Below are 19,897 nucleotides of genomic sequence, written 5' to 3' on the forward strand. Positions count from 1 at the left end.
GCTCAGGCGCCGCCCTGCTCCCACTTCTGCTGGAGGTGGTTCATCCCGGCGAGCCAGCGGCCGTTGTCGGCGGCCCTGGCGCGGTAGTAGCCCGCCACCTCGGGATGCGGCAGGACGAGGAAGCGGTCCTCGGCCATGGCCAGGAAGAGGGCGTCCGCGACGTCCTCCGGCTCGATGGCGGTGGGCTTCAGCACCAGGTCCCCGGCGGTGCCGGTGGCCGCCAGCATGTCGGTGCGCACGCCCTGGGGGCAGACGGCGTGGACCTTGAGGCCGCGGTGGGCGTAGGTCAGCTGGAGCCATTCGGCGTAGGCGAGCGCCCCGTGCTTGGTCACGCTGTAGGGGGCGGCGCCGATCATGGTGAGCAGCCCGGCCGCCGAGACGGTGGACACGAAGCGGCCGCTGCCTCGCTCCAGCCACTCGGGCAGCAGGGCCCGGCTCGCCCGGACGTGCGCCATGACGTTGACGTCCCAGGCGGCGGCCCACACGTCCTCCTCGGCGAAGGCGTCGCCCCCGGAGGCCAGTCCGGCGTTGGCGCAGTAGACGTCGACGCGGCCGCCGAGGGCGTCCCGGGCCGCGTCCACGGCCTCGGAGGCGTCGCCGGGGACGGCGGTGCCTCCGCACTCGGCCGCGACGGCCTCGGCCCTGGCCGCGTCCAGGTCGTTGACGGCCACGCGCGCCCCCTCGGCGGCGAACCTGCGGGCCAGTGCCGCACCGATCCCGCCGCCCGCGCCGGTGACGACCACTCCCGCGCCCTCAAGCGTCTCCATCGCTTCCCAGCCCTTCCCCTCGTCCCGGTCGACGGGAGCAGACTAACCGGTCGGTATGCACCGGGGGAAGCACGCTCCGCGCCCCTCGCGCGCGGCCGTGCCCGGCACGCCCCGGCGGCGCGCCCCGGGGTCGTTCCCGGCGGGCTCCGGCCGCGCTAGCCTGCGTGGCCATGACAGAGCGCACCCCGGAGACACACCGCACCCACGGAGGTAGTCCCTTGAGCCTGTCCAGACGGGGCCTGCTGGCCGCGGGCGGCGCCGCGGCCGGCGCGCTGGCCGGCGCCCCCTCCCCCGCCGCGGCCCGCGGGCACGGGCGGACCGTGCGCACCGGGTTCGAGCGGCTCGCCGCCGAAGGGTACGCGCGGCTCGCCGGGGAACGGGTCGGGGTGGTCACCAACCCGACCGGCGTCACCCGGGACGTGCGCCACATCGTCGACGTGATGCACACCGACGAACGGGTGAACCTGGTGGCCGTGTTCGGGCCCGAGCACGGGTTCCGGGGCACTGCCCAGGCGGGCGGCTCCGAGGGCCGCCACGAGGACCCGGCCACCGGCCTTCCCGTCTACGACACCTACCGCACGAGCGGCCGGGACCTCGCGGAGATCTTCACCGCCTCGGGCGCGGACACCGTGCTGTTCGACATCCAGGACGCGGGGGCCCGCTTCTACACCTACATCTGGACGCTCTACGACTGCATGGAGGCCGCCGCCCTGGCCGGGAAGCGCTTCGTCGTCCTGGACCGGCCCAACCCCGTCACCGGCCGGACCGCCCTCGGCCCGGTCCTGGACAGGCGGTTCGCGAGCTTCGTCGGGCGGGAGCCGATCGCCCAGGCCCACGGCATGACCGTCGCCGAACTCGCGCTGCTGTTCAACGCCGAGTTCCTGCCCTCCCCCGTCACGCTGGAGACGGTCGCCATGAGGGGCTGGCGGCGCTCCGACTTCTTCGACCGCACCGGCCTGCCGTGGGTCCCCCCGAGCCCCAACATGCCCACCCCCGACACGGCGCTGGTGTACGCGGGCACCTGCCTCTTCGAGGGCACCAACCTCTCCGAGGGGCGCGGCACCACCCGTCCCTTCGAACTGCTGGGCGCGGAGGGCGTCGACCGGCACTGGGCCGCCGCCGCGAACGCGCTGGAGCTTCCCGGAGTACACCTGCGCGAGGCGTACTTCACCCCGACCTTCTCCAAGTTCCAGGGACGCACCGTCGGCGGGGTCCAGGTCCACGTCCACGACCGGGAGCCCTTCGACCCGGTGCGCACCGGCATCGCGCTGCTGGCCACCGCCAAGCGGACCTGGAGCGGCTTCGCCTGGCGGCCGGACCACTGGATCGACAAGCTCACCGGGTCGGCGACGGTCCGCACCCTCCTCGACGCGGGCGCGGACACCGACGAGGTCGTCGGCGCCTGGTCCCGCGACCTGGCCGCCTTCCGGGCGGTCCGCCGCCGCCACCTGCTCTACTGAGGGACCCGCACCCGCGGGAAGCCCCACCCGCCGCGCCGGGCGGCACCGCGGGCGGTCCCCACCCCGGGGGCGGGGACCGCCCCACCGCGGACGCGGGGGCGCACCGGCTCGCCGGCGCCCCGCCCCCGCGGCCACGCTTGCGGTCATGGACCCGTTACGCCACCCACCGACCACCGCTCGCCCCCTGCTGCGCCACCTGCTGCTCCTGCTCTCGGCCCTCGCACTGATCGCGCTCGCCGCGGAGACGCGGGCGGAGCAGCGGGACGCCGATCCCGTCCGCGCCATGGCGCGCGCCGCACGGCCGCTCGCCGACCTGCGCCACCTGGAGCGCGCGGTGGGCGCGGCCACCGTGGTCGGCGTCGGGGAGGCGACCCACGGCTCCTCCGAGTTCTTCACCGCCAAGCACCGCCTGTTCCGCCACCTCGTCGAGCACCGCGGCTTCACCACCTACGCGCTGGAGGCGAACTGGAGCACGGGCCTGCGCCTCAACGACTACGTGCTCCACGGCCGGGGCGACCCGCGCACCCTCATGCGCGAGGAGTTCCAGGAGTCGTACCTGATCTGGCACACCCGCGAGCACCTCGACCTGATCCGCTGGATGCGCCGGCACAACCTGCGCCATCCGGAACGGCCGGTGCAGTTCATGGGCAACGACCTGGCCTACGCGGGGCCACGGCTCTTCGACGCGGTCACCGCCCACGTCGCACGCCACCACCCCCGCCTGCTCCCCGAGGTCGAGCGCCGCTACCGCGCCTCCCGGCCGACCGGTGGCGTGCACGAGACCATCAAAGCCCGGCTGGCCCTCCCGCTCGGCGAACGCAGGGCCATGGCGCGGGACGTGCGTGCGGTGCTCGACCTGCTGGAGCGCCTGCACACGGGCGCGGACGCCCGCCGCCACGCCTTCGTGCTGCACCATGCACGGGCCATCGTCCAGAACGCGACCGAGTTCGCATACGACCTGGACGACCCCGGGCAGGTCGGGGAGGCGATGCGGTACCGCGACCGGATCATGGCCGAGAACACCTTGTGGTGGCAGCGACAGACGGGCCACCGGATCCTGGTCTCCGCACACAACGGCCACATCCGCCTGAAGACCAGCGACCCCGCGCATCACCCCGTGGTGCAGGGGACCTACCTGCGCGAGGCGATCGGTGCGGACTACGTCGCGGTCGGGTTCACCTTCGGCCGGGGCTCGTTCAACGCCCTGGACCTGACCGACCCCGGGGAGTCGCTGGGGACCTTCCGCGTCGGCCCGCCCGCACCGGGCTCCCACGAGCACACCCTGGAGCGGGTCTCGCCACGGGACTACGTGCTGGACCTGCGCACCGCGCCCGCGGCGGCCCGCGACTGGCTGGCGGTGGAGCGCCCCGCCCGGGACATCGGCAACGCCTGGCCCGCCGAGCCCGAACCGCTCCGGCTCCTCGACTCCTACGACGTGCTGGTCCACCTCCACCGGGTTCGCGCCGCCCACCGGCTCTGACCGGTTCCGAGGTATGGCCGTTTCCCCTCTTGCGCAGGATGCTGGGACCAGGGCGAGGGGAGGGTCTGCCATGACCGGGGTGGGTGTGCAGCCGTACCGGGAGATCGTGTTCGACGCGGACGGCGACGTGCTGGGCCCGGGACCGGAGCCGGTCCCGGAGGACACCACCGACCTGGTGGTCCTCGCCCACGGCTGGCAGAACTCCCCGGCGGTCGCGCGCGCCCTGACCGCGGCCTTCCTCGCGCCCTTCCCCAAGTCGGCCGCGCAGGCGCCGGGGGCCCGGCTGGCCTACGCCGGGGTCCGCTGGCCCGCGATGCGCTTCGGGGACGAGCCGATACCCGACGTGGCACCGCCCGCCCCGGGGGCGCAGCCGGCGGGCCCCGGCCTGGACCCCTCGACCCGGGAGGTGCTGGCGTCGCTGCACCCGGGGCACCATGCCACCGTGCGGCGGCTCGCCGCGCTGCTCGACGAGCGGCCCGAGAGCCGCGCGGCGGTCGGCGAGTTCGGCCGCCTGGCACGGCAGTTGGCGGCGGCGCCGCCCGGAAGCCTGGAGTCGCCCTTCGCCGAGGACCTCCCGCACGAGGAGCAGGGCCCGCCCGCCCTGTTCTTCGAGGAGCCGCTCGGGCTGTGCGAGAGGCTGGCGGCGGCGCTGGAGGAGTCGGCCGACGGTGCGGGCCCCGGGCGCCCGGACACCGCGCCCCGCACGGCCCGGGGCGGGCTCGCACCGGTGTGGCGGGGCGCCAAGGAACTGCTGCGGCAGACCACCTACTACGCCGTGAAGCGCCGGGCCGGTGCCGTCGGGGAGCTGGGGCTCGGGCCGCTGCTGGGGCGGCTGGCCCGGTCGGCGCCCGGGGTGCGGGTGCATCTGGTGGGCCACAGCCACGGGGCCCGGCTCGTGGCCTTCGCGCTGCGGGGGCTGCCGGAGGGCGCGGAGAACGTCGCGTCCGTGACCCTGCTCCAGGGCGCCTTCTCGCACTACGCCTTCGCCGACGGACTGCCGCACGCCCCGCACAGCCCCGGAGTCCTGGCGTCGGTCCAGGAGCGGGTGGACGGACCGGTCGTGGCCTGCTTCTCACGCCACGACAGCGCCCTCGGCGTGTTCTACCCGCTCGCTTCCGGCCTCGCGGGCGAGCCGCCGTCCGCGGCGGGCACGGACCCGCGGTGGTGGGCGATGGGCCACGACGGGATCCGGGCCGTGCCGGGGGCGGTGCGGGTGTCCCTGGACCAGGCGCTCGGGGGGCGCCTGCCGCGCCGGGGCTGTGTCAGCGTGGACGCGGCCCGGGTGGTGCGCCGAGGCGGTCCGCCCGCGGGCGCGCACAGCGACATCTGCCACGAGGAACTGGCCAGGCTGGTGCTGGCAGCGGGCCGCGTGGGCGTCTGAGGGGGCCGACGGGATCCGGACGAAACGCCGCCCCCGCCTTTTGGACGGAGCCGGAACGGGCACTGCTACGTCCATTCTTCAACGCCGATCCACGAGCGACGGAGGTGGCGACACGATGGCCGGATTCCGGAGTCTTGCCAGACAGGTGCGTGATCCGCGGTGCGACCTGGCACTGCGGCGGTACTCGCTGCGCAAGTGCCTGGAGCGCTTCGCGCCCTACGGTCACCGGGCGACCTGGGCGCACCTGTGCGCCCGGCACGGCATCGGCCCCGAGGACCGCTCCCCCGATCCGGTGCGGCTGGTGGCCGCGCTGGAGGAGCTGGAGGAGGCGCGGGCCGTCTGGCTCGCGTACGAGGAGGGCTTCGCGGACCGCCGGAAGCAGGAGAAGTCCGCCGGGCTGCGGCGCCCCGGCCACGTCGACGACTGGCACCGCCGCACCTGGGGCGGCCATGGCGTGGCGCGCTGCCCCAGCCCCGCGGCGCACCCCCCGCAGCCGCTCGCCGAGGTGCTGCGCCGGCTCATCGGCGCCCTGGAGCGGGGGCCGGGCCGGACCTGCCCGGTCTGCCGCGGCTCCCAGCTGGTGTGGCGGCAGGACCTGCGGCAGGCTCCCTGGTCGGGGCCGCTGTGCCGGGACTGCGGCATCCTGGTGCCCCCGCCGGCCCTGACCCCGGAGGCCGTCACCGCGGCCCGGCGTGCGGCCCGGCACCGGCTGGTCCCGGTGGCCTGAGGGCGGGAGCGCGGCACCGGCACCGGCACCGGTCCGCGTGCACCGTGTCAGCCCTCGCCGCCCCGCCGGACGGCCCGCTCGTGCTCCGGCAGCAGCTGGGAGCCGGTGAGCCGCTCGCCGAAGACGTCGTCGGGGTTGGAGAGCACGCAGTTCTCCAGCGAGAGGCAGCCGCAGCCGATGCAGTCGGTGAGGTGGTCGCGCAGGCGTCCGAGCTGCTGGATCCGCGTGTCGAGTTCGCTGCGCCAGGCGGCCGACAGCCGGGCCCAGTCCTCGCGGTCCGGGGTGCGCTCCTCGGGGAGCTCGGCCAGTGCCCCGCGGATCGTGGCCAGCGGGATGCCCACCCGCTGGGCGGCCCGGATGAAGGCGACCCGCCGCAGGGTGTCCCGGGTGAAGCGGCGCTGGTTCCCGCTCGTGCGCCGACTGCGGATAAGGCCCTTGGCCTCGTAGAAGTGGAGCGCGGAGACGGCCGCCCCGCTGCGCGCGGAGACCTGTCCGACGGTCAGTTCGTGGATCTTCTCGGGAATCTTGGGCACTCCCCCGAGCCTACGCCGCACCGGGCCGTCCGTTGACAGGACGTCCCACCCCCCAGCATGCTGAGCAAGCGCTTAGACATGGGACGGGACACGAGAGGCAGGGACCAGCGACATGGCGGAGCCCAGGATCTTCACCTCCCCCGGGGAACTGCGCGCCGGAGTCGGCGAGCAGCTCGGGTACAGCGACTGGCTGGAGGTCGACCAGAAGCGGATCGACCTGTTCGCCGAGGCGACCGGCGACCACCAGTGGATCCATGTGGACCCCGAGCGCGCGGCGGGCGGCCCGTTCGGGACCACCATCGCCCACGGCTACCTGACGCTCTCGCTGCTGCCCGCGCTCGTCCCCCAGGTGCTGCGCGTCGAGGGCGTGCGCATGGGGCTCAACTACGGCTCCGACAAGGTCCGCTTCCCCGCCCCCGTGCCCGCGGGCTCCCGGGTCCGCGCCACCGCCGTGCTCACCGGGGTCGAGGACGCGGGCGGCGGGGTGCAGGTGACCGCGCGGGTCACCGTGGAGCGGGAGGGCGGCGACAAGCCCGTGTGCGTGGCGGAGGCGGTCTCGCGCTACTTCTTCTGACCAGGCCCCGGGCCGGCGGGCCGGGCCCCCACCATCCGCAGCACGAGGTCGGCGTAGAAGGCGCCGACCTCGTCGGGGGTGCGGCGCCCCTGGGTGTTGAACCAGCGGGCCACGTCGATGCAGAGCGAGAGCACGGCCACCGTGGTGCCGGGGACGTCCGGGACCTCGAACTCGCCCGCGGCCACGCCCTCGTCGAGGATGCGGCGCACCACGGCGTCCGTCTCGCGGCGCAGCTCGATGATCTCCGCCCGGTGGGCGTCGCTCAGGGCGTCCAGTTCGTACTGCACCACCCGGGCGGTCGCATGGCGCCCCGCGTGCCAGCGGACGAAGGAGCGCACGGCGTCGGCGAGCCGCTCGCTCGGGGTGCCCTCCTTGCGGTACGACCGCGAGAGGATCTCCAGCGCCTTGTCGTGGCCGATCCGGCTGATCCGGTGGAGGAGTTCCTCCTTGGTCTTGTAGTGGATGTACAGGGCCGCGGGGCTCATGCCGGCCCGGCTCGCGATGTCGCGCGTGGTCGTGGCGTGGTAGCCGCGCTCGGCGAAGGCCTCGACCGCGGCGACCAGGAGCTTGCGGGCCGCCTCGGGGGTGACCTCGTCCCACGGCTTCTCGTCGTCGGGCGCGCCGCAGGGCATGTCGCCGCCGGCCCACTGGTCCGCCGCTGTCATCGCTCGCCCCTTCCCTGGCACAGGACGAACACCATACCCCGGGGATGAGCGGTCGCTTAGCCGGACGCGTCAGAGCTTCTGGAAGGGGTCGTGCTCGGCGAGCAGCTTCTCCAGGCGCGCCTGGTCGACCCGGCTGACGATCTGCCCGGCCTCCTGCCGGTCGCGGACGACCTTGGCGAGGGTGAAGGCGGAGGTGGTCAGGTAGAGGACGGCGATCCCGAGGAAGGCCCGCACCCAGGCGTCCGCCTCCATGTGGTAGAGCCCGAGGACCACGGCCCCCAGGGCGATCGCGAAGGAGAGGACGGCCTGACCGTAGTAGGCCGCGGTGTTCTGCTGCTTGACCGGTGTCTCACTCATGGCCCCAGCATCCGGGGTGGTGGCACGTGCCACATGGGCGCGGGTACTCACTCCGGGTACTCACTCCCAGCGCTCGCTCCGGGTACTCGCTCCGGGCGCTTACTCCGGGCCCGGGGGCACGCCCGCGGGTCCGCAGCGCCCCCTCAGAAGGCGGACACCCCGGTCAGCGCCCGGCCGATGATCAGCTTCTGGATCTGGCTGGTGCCCTCGTACAGGGTCATCACCCGCGCGTCGCGCAGCAGTTTGCCGACGGGGTACTCGTCGATGTAGCCGTAGCCGCCGAAGACCTGGAGGGCGTTGCCGGCCGCGCGCACCGCCGCCTCGGAGGCGAACAGCTTCGCGGTGGAGGCGGCGGTGGCGAACTCCCGGCCCCGGTCGACGAGGTCGGCCACCCGCCAGGTGAGCAGCCGGGCCGCGTCCACGTCGACGGCGATGTCGCTGAGCAGTTCCTGGACCAGCTGGTGGTGGGCGATGGAGCGGCCGAACTGCTCGCGCTCCCCGGCATAGCCGACGGCGGCGTCCAGCGCGGCCTGCGCGATGCCGACGCACCCGGCGGCGACCGACATCCGCCCCTTGGCCAGGGCCGACATCGCGACGGTGAACCCCTTGCCCGCGGGCCCCAGCATCGCCGAGGCAGGGACGCGGACACCCTGGAGCGCCAGTTCCGCCGTCGCCTGGCCGCGCAGACCGAGTTTCCCGTGCACCGGTCGGCGGGTCAGCCCGGGGGTGCCGGCCGGGACCAGGAAGGCCGAGACGCCCCGGTGGCCGGGGGCCTCGCCGGTGCGGGCGAACAGCAGCACCACGTCCGCCCAGGTCCCGTTGGTGATGAACATCTTGGTGCCGTCGATCACGTAGTCGCCGCCGTCGCGGACCGCCCGGGTGGCCAGGTTGCCCGCGTCCGAGCCGGTGCCGGGCTCGGTGAGGCCGAAGCAGCCGAGCGCCTCGCCCGAGGTCAGACGGGGCAGCCAGGCCCGCTTCTGCTCGTCGGTGCCATGGGCGGCGATGGTCTTGGCCACCAGCCCGAGGGAGACGGAGACGATGCCGCGCACGGAGGAGTCCCCGCGTCCGAGCTCCTCGGTGACCAGGCAGTAGGAGAGGTGGTCGCCACCGGAGCCGCCGTACTCCTCGTCGACGGTGAGCCCCAGGAACCCCAGCGAACCCAGTTTTCGCACCAGGGCCCGGTCGACGCTCTCGGCCCGGTCCCATGCGGCCGCGTGGGGGGCCACCTCGCGGACGACGAAGTCCCGGGCCAGCCGCCGGACGGCCTCCTGCTCCTCGCTGAGCTCCAGGTCCATGCGCGGGCACCCCCCGTTAACTACCACCGCTAGTTTATTGTGGGCAGGCCCTACTATGTGCCGCATGGCCCGACCGCGCAAGCCCCTCCTCAGCCGCGACCTGATCGTCGACACGGCCGGCGCACTCGTGGACGCGGAGGGTCTGGACGCGGTCTCCACCCGCAGGATCGCGGCCGAACTCGGTGTCAGCGGGCCCTCCCTGTACAACCACTTCCGCAACAAGGACGAGATCCTGGACGCCGTCGCGGACGCGGTCAGCGCCCGGATCGACCTGTCGATGTTCGACGCGGACGACCCCCGCGACTGGCGCACCGCGCTGCACGACTGGGCGCTCTCCTACCGGGCCGCCCTGCGCGCCCACCCCAACGCCGTCCCGGTGCTCGCACGGGGCCCCGGACGGCGGCCCGCCGGCCTGCGGGTCGCCGACGCGGTCTTCGGCGCGATGGTCCGCGCCGGATGGCCGCCCGCCCAGGCGACCAGCATCGGCGCCCTGATGCGCTACTTCGTCACGGGCTCGGCCCTCGGCTCCTTCGCCCGGGGCTTCGTGGACGACGCGGCCGCCTACGACCCGGCGGACTACCCCCACCTCGGCCAGGCGCATCTGCTGGCGGAGCGCCAGGAGCAGGTGGACGAGGGCGCGTTCGCCACGGGCCTGACCGCCCTGCTCGACGGCCTGGCCCTCCAGTACGAGGCGGGTGTGCGCGGCGGCTGGAGCACGAGGGGCGCCTAGTACCGCATCGGGCACGGTTCGCCCCCGCGGTCGGGGCGGGCCCGGCGGGGGAAGAGCCGGCGGGGTGCCCGGCCGGCCCGAGTGCCGTCGATCAGCGTCTGACGATCCGGTCGAGGACTGTGGCGATGCCGGACTTGACCGCGTCGCGGTGGCGGAGGGGTTCCGCGGGCAGTTCGCTGGTGGGGCGCACGCCCCGGTCGGCGAGGATGTAGAGCAGGCGCAGGGTACGCAGGCAGTTGCTGATGTGAGCGGGCACCGGAGTGCTGATGCGGTCGGCCCCGAAGCGGTCGGCGATCGGACCCAGCCAGCCGACGGCATCGCGCTCACTCAGGTCGCTACGGGTGAGGACCCGGCCGATCGCCCGGGCGAGGCGGTCGTCCTCCATCTGGTCGTAGACGTGGTCGGTGGGCGCCGTCAGCCGCGCGGCGGCGAGGTTCAGCATCCGCGCCGGCGCCACCTCGGGGTGGCGGCCGAAGCTGCCAAGCAGGTCCGCGCCGTGCGCCACCGCGTGAAGCCAGCCGAGCTTCTCGTCGTGGCCACGCAGATCCTGCTCCGCCGGGTACCAGTGCTCGAACGCCTCCACCCAGCCGGCCCTGAAGTCCCCCGCGGCCACCAGCATGTCGAGCACGAGGGGCGCGAAGGTACGGGCCTCGACCCGCGGATCGGTGAACCGGGCCGCCATCTCGTCCCCCAGCTCCAGCCGCCGGGGCGTTCCGATCGCCCCGCGAGCGATCCAGGTCGCGAGGACGGTGTGGGGGGCGCCGTCCCGGACCAGTGGATCGGGATCTGCCAGGGCACGGGACAGCTCGCGGACGAGGTCTTCCAAGGGCCGGTCAGCGGGCACGGCACAGTCGGCGGCCTCGACGCTCTTCCAGTCGGTCATGGCGGGCAGAATAGGTCCACACCGTTGCCGTACGCCTGCGAATTACGTCCAGGGTTCTATCGGGTCAGCGGGCCCCGCGTCGCAGACCGCCGACGAACACCGCCCACGCCCCCGCGCCCACCACCACGACGGGCCCCTCGGGCCGCGTGGAGTCCCGCACCGGGACGGTGCCGGAGACCCCGTCGGCCACTTCAAGGCACTCTCCACCGTCACCGTTGCTGTGGCTGCTCTTGCGCCAGACGAGAACGCTCGTGTCAGGCAGGCTTCTTGCCATGGCGATGGTCCTCCGCCGCTGCATCGATCATGGACAGGGAGACCTCCGGAGACAGCGCGGCGGCCCTGAGCCGATCGTATGCCTTTCGGTACTGCCCCACGAGGGCCGGATCGTCGATCACCTGCCCGTGGTAGGCGCCTTCGGTGTACAGGAGGGGCGGTGCATCGGCGAACTGGAGGAACATCATGTCCATCTTCAGGAAGGGACGCGTGGGCCCGTCCCACGGCAGCACCTGCACGACGATGCGCCGCCGCGTCGCAAGCCCCGAGACCAGTTCCCACTGGTGTGCCATGTCCTCGTGCGGCAGCAGCGGTTCACGCAGCAGGGACTCGTGAAGCACCACCCAGTACTCAGGGGTCCTGGGCTGCTCCAGGAGACGCGCCCGACGCGCACGTGCGGCAATCCTGGTCTCCACCTCGTCCGGCTGGTCGAGGGGGTGGGTGGCGTGAACGACGGCGCGTGCGTAGGCCTCCGTCTGCAGGAGCCCGGGGATGAGCGTGGGACTCCACTTCTCGATCGTCCTGGCCTGTGACTCCAGTTCGGCGACGGGTGCGAAGTACTCCGCGTGCGCGCCCTTCCGCGCCCTGCGCACGTCCTCGCAGCGGCGCTCGAAGAAGCCGTCCGTCGCGAGCAGCCGGTCCACGTGCCGGGCCAGATCCGCGGGCATCCGCCGCGAGCCCCGCTCGATCTCGCTGAGCAGACTCGCGCCGTAGAAGCTGCCCTCCACCGTCCGCTGGAGCGTCAGCCCGGCGGCCTCCCTCCGGTGGCGGAGCTCCGCCCCGTAGAGGGCCGGGACACTCGTGGAGCCGTCGACGTCCTTGCGTGCGGCCATGGTTCACCGTTCCACGATCAGGGGCCTGGAGGACCCCGGCCGGGCCCCCGCCGCGACCGTACCGACCGCGGCCCTCGCCCGAGGCGCGAACACCGCGCACCTCACCCGCAGGAGCAGAGGCCGCCCGGCGGCACATACGATGGCCGGCCGCAACGGGAGGGACACCAGCACGATGAGCCAGTACTACGACCTCGGCGACGAGACCCTGTGGAACCCGTCCAACGGCGCCTCGCGACTGTTCCTGCGCCAGGTGAGGCTCTTCGAGGAGGAGCTGGAGCTGCCGTCGGGCCTGGGGCCGATGGAGATGGACGAGTGCGCGATCGACCCGGTGGTCTTCGCCGCCTTCGTCGAGGCCCTGCTCGACCGGCACCGCAGGACGGGCCACGCCGTCGTCCTCGCGCTGTCCGAGGGCTTCACCGCGACGGTCCTCGTCCTCGCCGAGCGCGCCGGGATCGAGCCGGACTGGGCGAGGCTCGGCCTCCCGCCCGGGGAACCGCTCACCGATGTGCAGGTCTCCCGGGACACGGGGGCGCACTTCCCGCCGGACGGCGCCCACTGGGCCGAGGGGCTGCGTGCCCGGGCCCGGGAGCTGGGGCGGCGGATGGCCCGCTGACACCCGCCCGCGCCTCGCGCGGGAGCGCCGCCCCGGCGCGTCAGAAGACGACCAGTGAACGCGCGCCCCGCCCCTGGCGCATCGCGTCGAAGGCGGCCGGGATGCCGTCCAGCGGGATGCGGTCCGTCACCAGTGCGGAGAGGTCGAGGCGGCCCTCGCGCACGTGCTCCGCGAGGACCGGGAGGTCGGCGGCGGGGTCGGAGTTGCCGTAGACGCAGCCCGAGAGGGTGCGGCCGAAGTGGAAGATCTCCAGGGCGTTGAAGGTCACCTGCTGGTCCTTGCCGCCGATGCCGACGACGGTGGTGCGCCCGCCGCGCCGGGTGGCGTCCCAGGCGGCGCGGATGGTGGCGGCGCGGCCGACGCACTCGACCGCCACGTCCGCGCCCCGGCCACCGGTGAGGCGGCGGACCTCCTTGGCCGTGGCCTCGGAGGCGAGCACGTAGTCGGTGGCGCCCGCTCGCCGTGCCAGCTCCTCCTTCTCCGGGGAGACGTCCACGGCGACGATCGTCCCGGCGCCCGCGATCCGGGCGGACTGGAGCGCGGCGAGGCCGACGCCCCCGACCCCGAGGACGGCCACGGACTCCCCCTCGCGCACCCGGGAGGCGTGGTGGACGGCGCCGTAGCCGGTGAGCACGGCGCAGCCGAGCAGGGCCGCGTCGGTGAGGTCGACACCCTCGGGGGCGGGCAGTACACAGCCGGCGGGGACGACGGTCTCCTCGGCGAAGGCGGCCACGTTCAGGCCCGGGTGGAGCGCCGTGCCGTCGGCCGTGGTGGCGTGCACACGGCCCACCCCGGCCAGCGCCTCGGTGCAGAGCCACACCTCGCCCAGGGAGCAGTGGTGGCAGGTTCCGCAGGAGGGCGCCCAGTTGAGGACGACGGCGTCGCCGGCGGCGACGTGTTCGACGCCCTCCCCGACGGCGAGCACGGTCCCGGCGCCCTCGTGGCCGAGGACGGCCGGGACGGGCACCCGCATGGTGCCGTCGGAGAGCGACAGGTCGGAGTGGCAGACCCCCGCGGCGGCCAGCCGGACCCGGACCTGGCCGGGTCCGGGATCGGGCAGGGAGATCCCGGTGATCTCCAGGGGGGCGCCGACGGAGGGCAGGACGGCTGCACGGACCACGATGCGTTGCTCCCGGATCAGAACTGGAGGGACTTGGTCTGAAGGTACTCGGCGAGGCCGTGCGGCCCGAGTTCCCGGCCGACGCCCGACTGCTTGTAGCCGCCGAAGGGGGCGCGGGGGTTGAAGCGGCCGCCGTTGATGTCGACCTGGCCGGTGTCCATGCGGCGGGCGAAGGCGACGGCCTCGGCGTCGTCGGCCGCCCACACCGCTCCGGCCAGGCCGTAGACGGTGCCGTTGGCGAGGGCGAGGGCGTCCTCCTCGTCCTCGTACCGCATCAGGCAGACGACCGGGCCGAAGATCTCCTCCTGGGCGATGGTCATGTCCGGGGTGACGTCGGCGAAGACGGTGGGGCTGACGTAGTAGCCGGTCGGCAGCGGCGGCCGGGTCCCGCCGGCGACGAGCCGGGCGCCCTCCGCCACGCCCCGGTCGATGTAGCCGCGCACGCGCTCGCGCTGCCGGGCGTTGACCAGCGGGCCGACCCGCTCGCCGGGGACGTGCTTGGCGGCGGCCGCGACCGCCAGCTCGACGGCCTCCTCGTAGCGGTCGGTGTGCACGAGGATCCTGGTCCAGGCGCTGCACGTCTGGCCGGAGTTGGCCATCACGTTGGCGATTCCGGCGTTGACGGCCGCGGCGAGGTCGGCGCTCGGCAGGACGACATTGGCGGACTTGCCTCCGAGTTCGAGGGCGACCCGCTTGATCGCGGCGCCCGCGGTGGCGGCGACCCGGCGGCCGACGGCGGTGGACCCCGTGAAGGAGACCAGGTCCACGCCCTCGTGCCGGGCCAGGGCCTCCCCGGCGACCGCCCCGACGCCCGTGACCAGGTTGAACACACCTGCCGGCACGCCCGCCGCGTCGACCGCCTCCGCGAAGAGCTGCGCGGTCAGCGGGGTGTCCTCGGCGGGCTTGAGCACCACGGTGCACCCGGCGGCCAGGGCGGGCGCGACCTTGGCGACGACCTGGTGGAGCGGGTAGTTCCAGGGCGTGATGGCGCCCACGACGCCGACCGGCTCCTTCAGGACGGTCGAGTTCCCGATCGTCTCCTCGAAGGCGTAGCCGGCTGCCAGCTCCGCGAAGGAACCGGCGACGACGACCGGGAGGGAGGCGTGGACGGCGAGGGCGAGCTTCGGCGGGGCGCCCAGCTCGGCGGTGACGGTCTCGGCGATCTCCTCCGTGCGGCGGCCCAGTTCCTCGTGGAGGGCGGACAGCACGGCGGCCCGCTCGGCGGGCGGGGTGGCCCGCCAGGCGGGGAACGCGGCCCGGGCGGCGCGCACGGCGGCGTCCACGTCGGCCTCCCCACCGGCCGGTACATGGGCGATGACCGTCTCGTCGGCCGGGTTCACCACGGCGATGGCGCCGGTCGCGAGGGCGGGCCGCCAGGCGCCGTCGATGTACAGGCCGTCGTGAGCCTTCATGGCACTCCTCCGCACGGGTAGCTCCGGCCCACCAAACTAGCGATGTTAGTTTTCGAGCGCCAGGGCCCCCTCCCCACCCGGGGGCGTTCCGGCCACCGGCGGGTGCGCACCACCCCGGCCGCGGCCGGGTGCGCCGGGCCTCGGGGCGCGGCCCCGGGGGACCGGGGCGTCAGACGTCGAAGCCGGGGAGCTCGGCGGGTGCCGGGCAGACGCGGCGGCCGTGGTGGTCGAAGACGTACAGGTGGGCCACGTCCACCAGCAGCGGCACCTGCGCGCCCCGCCGCAGGCGGACGTCGGGGCCGGTGCGGACCACCAGGTCGCCCGGGGCCGTGGCGGGGCGCTCGTCGGCGCCCGGCGCCTCGGGGGCGTCCAGGACGGCGAGCGGGCCGACGAGCCGGCCGGCGGCCCGGCTCCTCAACCGGGCGAGCGTGCCGGGTCCGGCGGCGCGGCGGCGGACGGGCGACGCGGGCCGGGCGGCCTCCAGCTCGCCCACGGGTGCGGGGCGCGAGCCGGTGGCGAAGTGCACCAGCGCCTCGTGGCCCTGGTACTCCATGTGCTCCACCGTGCCGGTGAGCGGGGCCTCGCCGGGCCGGGCCTGACTCGGCGGGGCGATGCGCACCGCCTCGGACCGCAGCCCGAGGACGAGCCGCCGCCCCTGCTGGATGCGGAGCAACTGGTGGTCGGGGCTGAGGGGTTCGGGCAGCCGGATGCGCTGGCGTCCGAGGTCGAGGGTCATCGGCCCGTCGAGCGGGGCGTGCACGACGGCCTGCAGCAGGTTGATGCGGGGCGTGCCGATGAACGCGGCGACGAAGACGTTGGCGGGCAGGGCGTAGGTGTCCCGGGGGGCGCCGACCTGCTGGAGGACGCCCCCGCGCATCACGGCCACCCGGTCGCCGAGGGACATCGCCTCGGCCTGGTCGTGGGTGACGTACACGGTGGTGACGCCCAGCTCGGCGGTGAGGCGGGCGATCTCGGCACGCAGGTGGCCGCGGAGCTTGGCGTCGAGGTTGGAGAGCGGCTCGTCCATGAGGAAGGCGGAGGGGCGGCGGGAGATCGCCCGCCCCATGGCCACCCGCTGGCGCTCCCCGCCGGAGAGCTGGCCGGGGAAGCGGTCGAGGAGGTCCTCGATCCCGAGCATCCGGGCGGTGGCCTCGACGCGGGGGTTCCGGTCGGCCCGCGGGTCCTCCAGCCGGAGCGGGAAGCCGATGTTCTCGCGGCTGGTCATGCTCGGGTAGAGCGCGAAGTTCTGGAAGACCATGGCCATGTCCCGCTCGCGGGGCGGGATGTGGTTGGCGGGCTCGCCGTCGAGCAGCAGTTCGCCCTCGGTGATGTCCTCCAGCCCGGCGATCATGCGCAGCACCGTGGACTTGCCGCAGCCGGACGGCCCGAGGAGCACCAGGAACTCGCCGGGTTCGACGGAGAGCGTGAAACGGTCGACGGCACGCGGGCCGCGCCCGTATCTCTTGCCGATGTCGTGCAGAGCGATGGCGCGCGTCATGAGGTCCCGCCCGGAGGTGAGGAAGGCAGCCGAGTGGCTGAAGGTAGCCCACCGCACGCGCCGGGGGAATGCCTTGTGCACGAGCCCGACCGGCCGGGATTCCCGCGGCCGCCCGGGACCGTGCGGGGGCGGGCCCCTGGCGGGAACACGCCCCCGTGGGGCGGCGGACGGGCGGGGCGCAGGTCCGGGCGGCGGACGGGCGGGCCCGTGCCGGGCGCGGGATCAGGGCGCGGGGGGCCCGGGCGGGAGGGCGGCCACCGTGACGGGGAAGCCGTTGAGCACCGCGGTGCCGGACAGCGGGTCGAGCCGGGAGCCGTCGAGCAGCTGGTTGACGTTGGCCCCGGGGACGGCGGACGCGACCGACAGCCGGGTCCCGGCCCGGTCGTGCCCCCAGCCGTGCGGCAGGCTGACGACGCCCGGGCGGACCTCTTCGGTGACCTCCACCGGGGCCTCGATGCGGCCGCCGTCGGAGGAGACCGCGGCCCGGCCCCCGTGGCGCAGTCCCAGCCGGGCCGCGTCCTCGGGGTGGACGTGCAGGGTGCAGCGGTTGGAACCGCCGTTCAGCGCGGGCAGGTTGTGCATCCAGCTGTTGTTGGAGCGCAGATGGCGGCGGCCGACCAGCACCAGCGCGTGCTCCGCCCGGCCGGTGAGCGCCGCGCGCAGCCGGGGCAGGTCGCCGGCGACCGGGTCCGGCAGCAGCTCCACCCGCCCGCTGCGGGTGCGCAGGATCCCCGGGATGCGGGGGGCGAGGGGGCCGAGGTCGATGCCGTGGGGGTGCTCGCGCAGCTCGTCGAGGGTGAGGCCGTAGGGGCCGAGGCGCAGCATCAGGTCGAGGCGGCGTTCGGCGCCCGTGGCGCCGGTGAGGCGTGCGGCGAGGGCGTCGGCGTCCTGCCCGTGGACGGGCGAGTGGGGGTCCTGGACCGCCGCGGCCAGGGTCCGCCCGATGGCCAGGTCGTCGACGGCGGCGGGCTCGGCGCCGTGCATCCCGGAGACGGCCAGCACCAGGCGCGCATGGATCTCGCACTCGTCCATCAGGCCGGGTGCCAGGGGTACGGCGGGCGGGGTGTAGCGGACCTGGTTGCGCACCGCGAGGGCGTTGAAGGCGAAGTCGTAGTGGGCGCTCTGGGAGGGCGGGGGCGGCGGGAGGACCACGTCCGCGTGGCGGGAGGTCTCGTTGAGGTAGGGGTCGACGCTGACCATGAAGTCCAGGTCCTCCAGGGCCCGGTCGAGGCGGTCGCCGTCGGGGGCGGAGAGGACGGGGTTGGCGGCGATGGCGACCAGGGCGCGGATGCGGCCCTCGCCGGGTGTCTCGATCTCCTCCGCGAGGGCGGCCATGGGCAGTTCGCCCTTGGCCTCGGGACGGCCGGAGACGCGGCTGCTCCAGCGGCCGAGGGAGAAGCCCCTGCCCGGGGCCGCGGGGCGGGGCGCGCGCTCGGTCGCGGAGAGGGGGAAGAGGGCGCCGCCGGGGCGGTCGAGGTTGCCGGTGAGGATGTTGAGGACGTCGACGAGCCAGCTGGCGAGGGTCCCGTGGTCGACGGTGCAGCTGCCGATGCGCCCGTACACGGCGGCCGACTCCGCACCCGCCAGCTCGCGGGCGACCTCCCGCACGGTCCCGGGATCCGTGTCGCAGGCGGCGGCCACGGCCTCGGGGGTGAAGTCCGCGACGGCCTCGCGCACCGCGTCGACGCCTTCCACGTGGTCGGCGAGGTCCCCGAGGTCGGTGAGCTTCTCCTCGAACAGGACGTGGACCAGGCCCGCGAGCAGCAGCGCGTCCGTGCCGGGCCGGAGGGCGAGGTGGCGGTCGGCGAGGCGCGCGGTGCGGGTGCGGCGCGGGTCGACCACGGTGAGGGTGCCGCCGCGGCGGCGGAGCGCCTTGAGGCGGCCGGGGAAGTCGGGCGCGGTGCAGAGGCTGCCGTTGGACTCCAGGGGGTTGGCGCCGAGCAGCAGCAGATGCCGGGTCCGGTCGAGGTCGGGCACGGGGATGGCGGCGGCGCTGCCGAACAGGAGCCCGCCGGAGACGTGCTTGGGCATCTGGTCGAGGGTGGAGGCGGTGAAGAGGCTGCGGGTGCGCAGTGCGGCGAGCAGCAGGGGCGGGTAGAGGCCGCCGGCCATGGTGTGGACGTTGGGGTTGCCGAGGACCACGCCCACGGCGTCCGGGCCGTCCGCGGCGGTGATCGCGGGGATGCGTTGGGCGATCCGGTCGAAGGCCTCCTCCCAGGTGGCGGGGCGCAGGGTGCCCGCGGTCCGGACCAGGGGGGTGCGCAGGCGGTCGGGGTCGGAGTCGAGTTCCGCGAAGGCGGCGCCCTTGGGGCAGACGAAGCCGGAGCTGAAGACGTCGTCGCGGTCGCCGCGCGCGCGGGTGACGCGGTCGCCTTCCACGGTGAGGACCAGCCCGCAGGTCGCCTCGCAGAGCGGGCAGATGCGCAGGGCGGTACGGGTGGTGGGTGACGTGCGGGACACGGGGCCTCCCGGGAGCGGGGCGGGGGTGCGGCGGCACGGGACCCCGGCAGCATACCGACCGGTACGGATGCGGGGCAGCCCCCGGAACCGCGGGCACGGCCCGGCGGGCGCACCGCCGTTCAGCCGCGCTCCGCCCCGTCCGGCAGCACCTGGTCCAGGTAGGCGCACACCAGACGCCTCGCCTCGGCCACGATCGCCCCGTCACCGGACTCGTCCACCCGGAAGGCGAGCTGGAGCACGGCGTCGGCCGCCTCCACCGCGACGAGCACGGCCCGCCGCAGCTCCCCGTCCGCCGCCTCGCGACCCAGGTGCGCCGCGAGCAGGTCGGCGAGCCGGTCGGCCACCTCGCTGCCCACCTGGGTGACCCGCGCGCCGAGCGGCACCTGCACCCCGAAGTCGATCAGCCCGAAGCCCGGCACCGTGCGCTTCATGGCGAGGTACTCGTCGAGGACCACGTCCACCGCCCCGCGCCAGCACCCCGCGGGCACCCGGGCCAGACCCTCCTCGACGCGGGCGGCGTAGCGGTCGAGGTTGCGCCGCCCGAGGGCCTCGACCAGGGCGCGCTTGTTGCCGAAGAAGCGGTAGACGGAGCCGATCGGGACGCCCGCGCGGGCGGCCACGTCGCGCGTGGACAGCTCCTCGTAGCCGCAGGCGTCGAGGAGTTCGGCGCAGGCGTCCAGGATCCGGGCGAGCCGGTCGGCGCTGCGCCGCTGCACGGGGACGCGTCGCAGCGGGGACGGGGACACGCGCCCATCATGCCCGGCCGTAGCCGTTGACGGACCCGACCTGGAATCCTACGGTTGTCCATAGGAATCGGAAACGCGGGCGTCGGCGGC

Annotated in this window: 20 protein-coding genes; 7 read left to right on the forward strand and 13 right to left on the reverse strand. The window is 74.8% G+C overall.

The genetic code is table 11. The features are described from left to right. Nucleotides 1-2: 2 nt before the first annotated feature. Complete coding sequence (locus ACGF15_RS10075) at nt 3-767, reverse strand: SDR family oxidoreductase (RefSeq protein ID WP_362611727.1); 765 nt, start codon at nt 765-767, stop codon at nt 3-5. A 218-nt stretch (nt 768-985) separates the two neighbouring features. Here ACGF15_RS10075 and ACGF15_RS10080 point away from each other — a divergent pair, with 218 nt between their 5' ends. From ACGF15_RS10080 to ACGF15_RS10095, 4 genes are all read left to right on the forward strand, one after another. Continuing rightward, entirely contained in the window at nt 986-2,227 is a 1,242-nt protein-coding gene (locus ACGF15_RS10080) for a DUF1343 domain-containing protein (protein ID WP_362611745.1), read from the forward strand. 145 nt (nt 2,228-2,372) lie between these two features. Further along, nucleotides 2,373-3,707, forward strand: a complete 1,335-nt coding sequence (locus ACGF15_RS10085) for an erythromycin esterase family protein (protein ID WP_392797600.1) — start codon at nt 2,373-2,375, stop codon at nt 3,705-3,707. Nucleotides 3,708-3,777: 70 nt separating this feature from the next. Next, entirely contained in the window at nt 3,778-5,088 is a 1,311-nt protein-coding gene (locus ACGF15_RS10090; RefSeq protein ID WP_392797602.1) for a serine-threonine protein kinase, read from the forward strand. 115 nt (nt 5,089-5,203) lie between these two features. Further along, nucleotides 5,204-5,815: a hypothetical protein gene (locus ACGF15_RS10095; protein ID WP_345615474.1), complete on the forward strand. Its 612-nt coding sequence runs from the start codon at nt 5,204-5,206 to the stop codon at nt 5,813-5,815. Between the two features lie 47 nt (nt 5,816-5,862). Here the strand turns inward: ACGF15_RS10095 and soxR are convergent, their stop codons facing one another. After that, entirely contained in the window at nt 5,863-6,348 is a 486-nt protein-coding gene (soxR, locus tag ACGF15_RS10100) for a redox-sensitive transcriptional activator SoxR (protein ID WP_392797604.1), read from the reverse strand. 112 nt (nt 6,349-6,460) lie between these two features. Between soxR and ACGF15_RS10105 the strand changes: the two genes are divergently transcribed. Continuing rightward, nucleotides 6,461-6,922: a MaoC family dehydratase gene (locus ACGF15_RS10105; RefSeq protein ID WP_392797606.1), complete on the forward strand. Its 462-nt coding sequence runs from the start codon at nt 6,461-6,463 to the stop codon at nt 6,920-6,922. On the opposite strand, the gene ACGF15_RS10110 is transcribed toward ACGF15_RS10105, so the two are convergent. The 3 genes from ACGF15_RS10110 to ACGF15_RS10120 form a co-directional block, all read right to left on the reverse strand. Then, nucleotides 6,910-7,587, reverse strand: coding sequence for a TetR/AcrR family transcriptional regulator (locus ACGF15_RS10110; protein WP_392797608.1), 678 nt, complete (start codon nt 7,585-7,587; stop codon nt 6,910-6,912). The two genes, ACGF15_RS10105 and ACGF15_RS10110, sit on opposite strands and share 13 nt — an antisense overlap. A gap of 69 nt (nt 7,588-7,656) precedes the next feature. Continuing rightward, entirely contained in the window at nt 7,657-7,944 is a 288-nt protein-coding gene (locus tag ACGF15_RS10115) for a YiaA/YiaB family inner membrane protein (protein ID WP_256524381.1), read from the reverse strand. 143 nt (nt 7,945-8,087) lie between these two features. Next, entirely contained in the window at nt 8,088-9,239 is a 1,152-nt protein-coding gene (locus ACGF15_RS10120; RefSeq protein ID WP_392797610.1) for an acyl-CoA dehydrogenase family protein, read from the reverse strand. A gap of 64 nt (nt 9,240-9,303) precedes the next feature. Between ACGF15_RS10120 and ACGF15_RS10125 the strand changes: the two genes are divergently transcribed. Next, the gene (locus ACGF15_RS10125; RefSeq protein WP_392797612.1) at nt 9,304-9,969 is read left to right on the forward strand and encodes a TetR/AcrR family transcriptional regulator; all 666 of its coding nucleotides are present in this window, start codon (nt 9,304-9,306) and stop codon (nt 9,967-9,969) included. A 91-nt stretch (nt 9,970-10,060) separates the two neighbouring features. On the opposite strand, the gene ACGF15_RS10130 is transcribed toward ACGF15_RS10125, so the two are convergent. The 3 genes from ACGF15_RS10130 to ACGF15_RS10140 form a co-directional block, all read right to left on the reverse strand. Next, nucleotides 10,061-10,852: a DUF2785 domain-containing protein gene (locus tag ACGF15_RS10130; RefSeq protein ID WP_362607802.1), complete on the reverse strand. Its 792-nt coding sequence runs from the start codon at nt 10,850-10,852 to the stop codon at nt 10,061-10,063. A gap of 64 nt (nt 10,853-10,916) precedes the next feature. Beyond that, nucleotides 10,917-11,126 carry a DUF397 domain-containing protein gene (locus ACGF15_RS10135; protein ID WP_345615467.1) on the reverse strand — a complete coding sequence of 70 codons (210 nt, stop codon included), beginning with the start codon at nt 11,124-11,126 and terminating at the stop codon, nt 10,917-10,919. Further along, nucleotides 11,107-11,958 (reverse strand): helix-turn-helix domain-containing protein, encoded by an 852-nt coding sequence (locus ACGF15_RS10140; protein WP_392797615.1) that lies wholly within the window; start codon nt 11,956-11,958, stop codon nt 11,107-11,109. Before ACGF15_RS10140 ends, ACGF15_RS10135 begins: the two co-directional genes overlap by 20 nt. A gap of 172 nt (nt 11,959-12,130) precedes the next feature. Between ACGF15_RS10140 and ACGF15_RS10145 the strand changes: the two genes are divergently transcribed. Continuing rightward, entirely contained in the window at nt 12,131-12,571 is a 441-nt protein-coding gene (locus ACGF15_RS10145; RefSeq protein WP_392797617.1) for a DUF6086 family protein, read from the forward strand. Nucleotides 12,572-12,611: 40 nt separating this feature from the next. Here ACGF15_RS10145 and ACGF15_RS10150 read toward each other — a convergent pair whose 3' ends face one another. The 5 genes from ACGF15_RS10150 to ACGF15_RS10170 form a co-directional block, all read right to left on the reverse strand. Continuing rightward, the gene (locus ACGF15_RS10150; RefSeq protein WP_392797618.1) at nt 12,612-13,691 is read right to left on the reverse strand and encodes a zinc-binding dehydrogenase; all 1,080 of its coding nucleotides are present in this window, start codon (nt 13,689-13,691) and stop codon (nt 12,612-12,614) included. A 17-nt stretch (nt 13,692-13,708) separates the two neighbouring features. Further along, entirely contained in the window at nt 13,709-15,103 is a 1,395-nt protein-coding gene (locus ACGF15_RS10155; RefSeq protein WP_392797620.1) for an aldehyde dehydrogenase family protein, read from the reverse strand. A gap of 169 nt (nt 15,104-15,272) precedes the next feature. Continuing rightward, nucleotides 15,273-16,601, reverse strand: coding sequence for an ABC transporter ATP-binding protein (locus ACGF15_RS10160; protein WP_392797621.1), 1,329 nt, complete (start codon nt 16,599-16,601; stop codon nt 15,273-15,275). Nucleotides 16,602-16,823: 222 nt separating this feature from the next. Then, a complete protein-coding gene (locus ACGF15_RS10165) occupies nt 16,824-19,061 on the reverse strand; it encodes a molybdopterin-dependent oxidoreductase (RefSeq protein WP_392797623.1) in 2,238 nt (745 codons plus the stop codon). Between the two features lie 119 nt (nt 19,062-19,180). Next, on the reverse strand, nt 19,181-19,807 hold the full coding sequence (locus ACGF15_RS10170) for a TetR/AcrR family transcriptional regulator (RefSeq protein WP_345615461.1): 627 nt from the start codon (nt 19,805-19,807) through the stop codon (nt 19,181-19,183). Nucleotides 19,808-19,897 lie beyond the last annotated feature (90 nt).

This window comes from Streptomyces sp. NPDC048001 (assembly GCF_043203115.1).
Classification (GTDB): Bacteria; Actinomycetota; Actinomycetes; order Streptomycetales; family Streptomycetaceae; genus Streptomyces; species Streptomyces sanyensis.